The organism is Pseudomonas sp. CM25, from assembly GCF_013179705.1.
Lineage (GTDB): Bacteria > Pseudomonadota > Gammaproteobacteria > Pseudomonadales > Pseudomonadaceae > Aquipseudomonas.
The window spans coordinates 1-5,093 of sequence record NZ_JABMCW010000365.1 but is presented as its reverse complement, the minus strand read 5'-3'; the positions used below and the strand labels follow the sequence as shown (position 1 = coordinate 5,093).

6 protein-coding genes are annotated in these 5,093 nt (G+C 67.3%); all 6 read left to right on the top strand.

Annotated elements, in window-relative coordinates; all coding sequences use genetic code 11:
- Window positions 1-845, top strand: an 845-nt coding sequence (locus HP546_RS25615) for an acetyl-CoA C-acyltransferase (RefSeq protein ID WP_172231239.1), incomplete at its 5' end; no start/stop codon positions are given.
- Window positions 846-881: 36 nt separating this feature from the next.
- Entirely contained in the window at window positions 882-1,760 is an 879-nt protein-coding gene (locus HP546_RS25610; protein WP_172231236.1) for an SDR family oxidoreductase, read from the top strand.
- Between the two features lie 41 nt (window positions 1,761-1,801).
- Window positions 1,802-2,587 (top strand): SDR family oxidoreductase, encoded by a 786-nt coding sequence (locus HP546_RS25605; protein WP_172231233.1) that lies wholly within the window; start codon window positions 1,802-1,804, stop codon window positions 2,585-2,587.
- Between the two features lie 10 nt (window positions 2,588-2,597).
- A complete protein-coding gene (locus tag HP546_RS25600; protein WP_172231230.1) occupies window positions 2,598-3,068 on the top strand; it encodes a MaoC family dehydratase in 471 nt (156 codons plus the stop codon).
- Window positions 3,069-3,075: 7 nt separating this feature from the next.
- A complete protein-coding gene (locus HP546_RS25595; protein ID WP_172231227.1) occupies window positions 3,076-4,284 on the top strand; it encodes an acetyl-CoA C-acyltransferase in 1,209 nt (402 codons plus the stop codon).
- A 283-nt stretch (window positions 4,285-4,567) separates the two neighbouring features.
- The coding region (locus tag HP546_RS25590) for a WD40/YVTN/BNR-like repeat-containing protein (RefSeq protein ID WP_372242462.1) at window positions 4,568-5,093 on the top strand (526 nt) is incomplete at its 3' end.

Below are 5,093 nucleotides of genomic sequence, written 5' to 3'. Positions count from 1 at the left end.
TTATGAGCGGCACCCAGGACGTGATCGCAGTGGGGGGGGTGCAGACCATGACGCGCATCCCGATCGCCGCGGCGATGCTGGCGGGGCAGCCATTGGGCTTTGCCGACCCGTTTTCCGGCAGCGAGGGCTGGCGCAGGCGCTTCGGCGCGCAGCCGGTCAACCAGTTCTATGCTGCCCAGCGCATTGCCGAGCACTGGCAGATCAGCCGCGAGCAGATGGAGGCGTTTGCCCTGGAGAGCCATCGCCGGGCGCTGGCGGCCATGGCCAGCGGCCGCCTGGACCGCGAGATCGTGGCCTGTAACGGCTTGCGCGAGGATGAAACCCCGCGCCAGACCACCCTGGCAAAGATGGCCGAACTGCAGCCAGTCGACCCGCAATATCCGTCTATCACGGCGGCAGTGTCGAGCCAGACCTGCGATGCCTCGGCGGCGTTGCTGGTGGTGTCGGAAGCTGCGCTGAAACGCTACGACCTGACCCCCAGGGCGCGCATTCACCACCTGACCGTGCTGGCTGACGACCCGATCTGGCACCTGACCGCACCCATTGCCGCCACGCGCCGCGCCTTGCAGCGCAGCGGGCTGCGCATGGCCGACATCGACCGGGTGGAGATCAACGAAGCCTTCGCCTCGGTGGTGATGGCCTGGAGCAAGGAACTGGACTACGACCCGGCGCGCACCAACGTCAACGGCGGCGCCATCGCCCTGGGTCACCCGCTGGGTGCCAGCGGCGCACGGCTGACCACCACGCTGCTCAACGAACTGGAATGCAGCGGTGGCCGCTACGGCCTGCAAACCATGTGCGAAGGCGGTGGCCAGGCCAACGTGACCATTATCGAGCGCCTGTGACGCGCAGCTTGTCAACCGTATGCAAAGGAGTGGGACATGGCGATATGTGAAGGCCGCACGGTGATCATCACCGGTGCCGGCGGCGGGCTGGGCCGTGCCTATGCGCTGGCGTTTGCTGGCGAGGGCGCGCGGGTGGTGGTCAACGATATCCGTGCCGAGGCGGCGCAGGACGTGGCCGGCGAGATCCTTGCCAGCGGTGGCCAGGCGATCGCCAACAGTGACGACATCACCACGCTGGACAGTGCCCAGCGCATAGTCGATGCCGCGCTGGCGGCGTTTGGCGAGGTGCATGTACTGGTCAACAACGCCGGGGTGCTGCGCGACCGCATGTTCATCAGCCTGTCCGAAGAGGACTGGGACCTGGTCATGCGTGTGCACCTCAAGGGCCATTACTGCCTGGCCAACATCCTTGGTCGACGCTGGCGCGACCTGGCCAAGGCCGGCACCCCGGTGGCGGCGCGCATCATCAATACCAGCTCCGGCGCCGGCTTGCAGGGCTCGATCGGCCAGTCGAACTACGCCGCAGCCAAAGGCGGCATTGCCGCGCTGACCCTGGTGCAGGCGGCGGAGCTGGCTCGCTACGGGGTGACGGCCAATGCCCTGGCACCGGCCGCACGCACGGCAATGACCGAGAGCGCCATGCCGGAGGTGGTCAAGGCACCGGATGACGGCAGCTTCGATGCCTGGGCGCCAGACAACGTCGCGCCGCTGGTGGTGTGGCTGGGTAGCGAAGCCTCGGCGCAGGTGACCGGGCAGGTATTCGAAAGCCAGGGCGGGCGGATTTCCCTGGCCGATGGCTGGCGCACCGGCACTACACAGGACAAGGGCGGCCGCTGGCAGGTACAGGAAATCGGCCCGGTCATCGCGCAGATCCTGGGCCAGGCGCCAGCGCCGCAGAAGGTTTGGGGCAGCTGAATGCCGCCCCTGAGCCACCCCCCACTTTTGGAGTGCCCCACGTGAAGCAAGCCCCTGCCTATGTACCCGGTCACCAGCTGCTGGCCGGCAAGTCGGTACTGATTACCGCCGCTGCCGGTGCCGGCATCGGTTATTCGGCGGCCCGGCGCAGCGCCGAGGAAGGCTGCCGGGCCTTGATGATTTCCGATGTGCACCCGCGTCGGCTGGAGGAGGCGGTCGAGCGCCTCAAGGCTGAAACCGGCCTGCAGGCCATTCACGGCCAGCTGTGCGATGTCACGGTCGAGGCCGACGTGCAGGCCTTGGTCGACCGCGCCGAAAGCCTGCTGGGCGGCGTCGATGTGCTGATCAACAACGCCGGCCTGGGCGGCCAGAAGACCGTGGTCGAGATGACCGACCAGGAGTGGCAGCGGGTGCTGGATGTGACCCTCACCGGTACCTTCCGCATGACCCGCGCCATGCTGCCGCACATGCAGCGCCGTGGCGCCGGCGCCATTGTCAACAACGCCTCGGTGCTGGGCTGGCGGGCGCAAAAGGAGCAGGCGCATTACGCGGCGGCCAAGGCCGGGGTGATGGCGCTGACCCGCTGCAGCGCCCTGGAGGCGGCCGAGCATGGTGTGCGCATCAATGCCGTGGCGCCGTCGATCGCCCTGCACGACTTTCTCAAGAAGGCCTCCAGCGAGGCGCTGCTGGCCAGCCTGGCCAGCCGCGAAGCCTTCGGCCGCGCGGCCGAAGTCTGGGAAGTCGCCAACGTGATGATGTTTCTGGCCAGTGACTACGCCTCCTACATGGTCGGCGAAGTGCTGTCGGTCAGTTCACAGCAAGCCTGAGGAAACTGCCATGAGCCATACCTTCAACAGTGCCCAGGCCTTGCTGGCCGCCGAGGGCACGGAGCTGGGCTGCAGCGGCTGGCTGACCATCAGCCAGCCGCGTATCGACCTGTTCGCAGAGGCCACCGGTGACCATCAGTGGATTCATGTCGACCCGCAGCGTGCGGCGTCCGGGCCGTTCGGGGCGTGCATCGCGCATGGCTACCTGACCCAGTCGCTGGTCAACCTGTTCCTGCCGCAACTGCTGGTAATCGACAACCTGGCGATGGGGGTGAACTACGGCTGTGACCGGGTGCGCTTCCCGGCGCCGGTGCGGGTCGGTGCGCGGGTGCGTGGCCGTGGCCAGATCCTGCGCGCCGAAGCGCTGGGTGACAGCGTGCAGCTGGTGGTACGGGTCACTGTCGAGATCGAGGGCGAAAGCCGCCCAGGCTGCGTGGTCGACACCATCAGCCGTTACACCTTCAACCCTGTTGCCGAGTGAGCCTGTGATGGACATGAATGAAGCCGTTATCGTCGCCACCGCCCGTACTGCGCTGGCCAAGTCGTTCCGTGGGTCGTTCAACGACACCGAGGCGCCTGTGCTGGGTGGCCACGTGGTGCGCGCCGTGGTCGAGCGTGCGGGGGTCGAGGCCGAGGCCATCGACGATGTGATCATGGGCGCCGCCGTGCAGCAGGGGACCCAGGCCTACAACATCGGCCGGCTGTGTGCCTACACCGGGGGCTTGCCCGCCAGCGTGGCCGGCATGGCCGTGGACCGCATGTGTGCCTCGGGCCTGATCAGTATCGGCCTGGCAGCCAAGGGTATCGTCACCGGCGAGCTGGGAATCGCCATTGCCGGTGGCGTGGAGTCGCTGTCGCTGACCCAGACCCGGCACAAGAACACCTATCGGGCGCAGTCCCAGGCGGTGCTGGAGGTGATGCCGGATGCCTATATCCCCATGCTGGAAACTGCAGAAATCGTTTCACGCCGCTACGGCATCAGCCGCGCGGCCCAGGACGAGTACGCGCTGCAAAGCCAGTTGCGCACGGCGGCGGCCCAGCGCAGCGGGTTGTTTGACGAGGAACTGGTAGCCCTTGAAGTCGACAAGCTGCTGTTCGACAAGGAAGGCCAGCCTGCCGGGCATGAGCGGGTGCGGGTCGAGCGCGACGAATGCAACCGTCCAGGCACGCGGCTCGAAGACCTCGCAGCGCTCAAGCCGGTGTGGAAGGATGGCAAGTGGGTCGGCGCTGGCGAGTTTGTCACGGCGGGCAATGCCTCGCAGTTTTCTGACGGTGCTTCGGCCAGCCTGCTGATGAGCCGCGCCGAGGCGCATCGGCGTGGCCTTGCGCCGCTGGGCATCTACCGGGGCATTGCCGTGGCCGGCTGCGCGCCGCAGGAGATGGGCATCGGGCCGGTGCTGGCGGTGCCCAGGCTGCTCAAGCGCTTCGGGCTGACAGTGGCGGATATCGGCCTATGGGAGATCAACGAGGCGTTTGCCTGCCAGGTGCTGCATTGCCGTGACGCTCTGGGTATTGCGCCGGACCGGCTCAACGTGAATGGCGGGGCCATTGCCATTGGCCATCCGTTTGGCATGTCGGGGGCGCGGATGGTCGGGCATGCCCTGCTCGAAGGACGTCGGCGCGGGGTTCGGTATGTGGTGGTGGCGATGTGTATTGGTGGCGGGATGGGGGCGGCGGGGTTGTTTGAGCTGCCCTAGGCTGCCGGGCTTTCACAGGTGCAGCGCGGGTGTTGAGCCGGGCGCGGGCGTTGTGGGGCAAATTGCACGAGGGCTGACAGGTGCTTGCCGCAGCATTTGCAGCGCCTGTGAGATCGAGCGCCGCCCGCGCGGCGCTTCGCGGGTGAACCCGCTCCCACATTTGTCTAGGCCATTTGGACGATGTACCCCAGGCCAAGGCCACCGGATCATCCCCGGCACAATTCTAAAAGGATGCCCCCATGAATCCCGCCACGTGCCTGCCGCTGTCGCCCCGGAGCCCGTCATGCGCCAGCTGACCGCATACGCCATGAGCGCCCTGGTGATCGCCGCCGTCGCCTTCGCCTTCGCGCCACGCCAACCCGCCCCTTTGGCCGTGACCCAGATCCTCGCCGACCGGGTCCAGGTCAATGCACTGGTCAGCACCCCGCAACGGCTGATTGCCGTGGGCGAGCGTGGCACCTTGCTCAGCAGCGACGACAACGGCCGCAGCTGGCAAGCCAGCCAGGTCGGCGCAGGCCGCGATGCGACCCTGACCGGTGTAATCGCCCTGAGCCCGGAGGTGCTGATTGCGGTAGGCCACGATGGCTGGATCCTGCGCTCGGACGATGGCGGCCAAAGCTGGCAAGAGCGCCACCATGATGCCGACCTGGGTGAGCCCCTGCTTGGCGTGTGGAGCGCTGATGGCCAACAGGTGGTGGCCTACGGCAGTTACGGCAAGTTCCTGGTCTCCAGCGATGCCGGCGAACACTGGACAGCGCGGGAGATGCCCGGCGATGGCGCGCATTTCAACGGCCTGGACGGCGGCACCG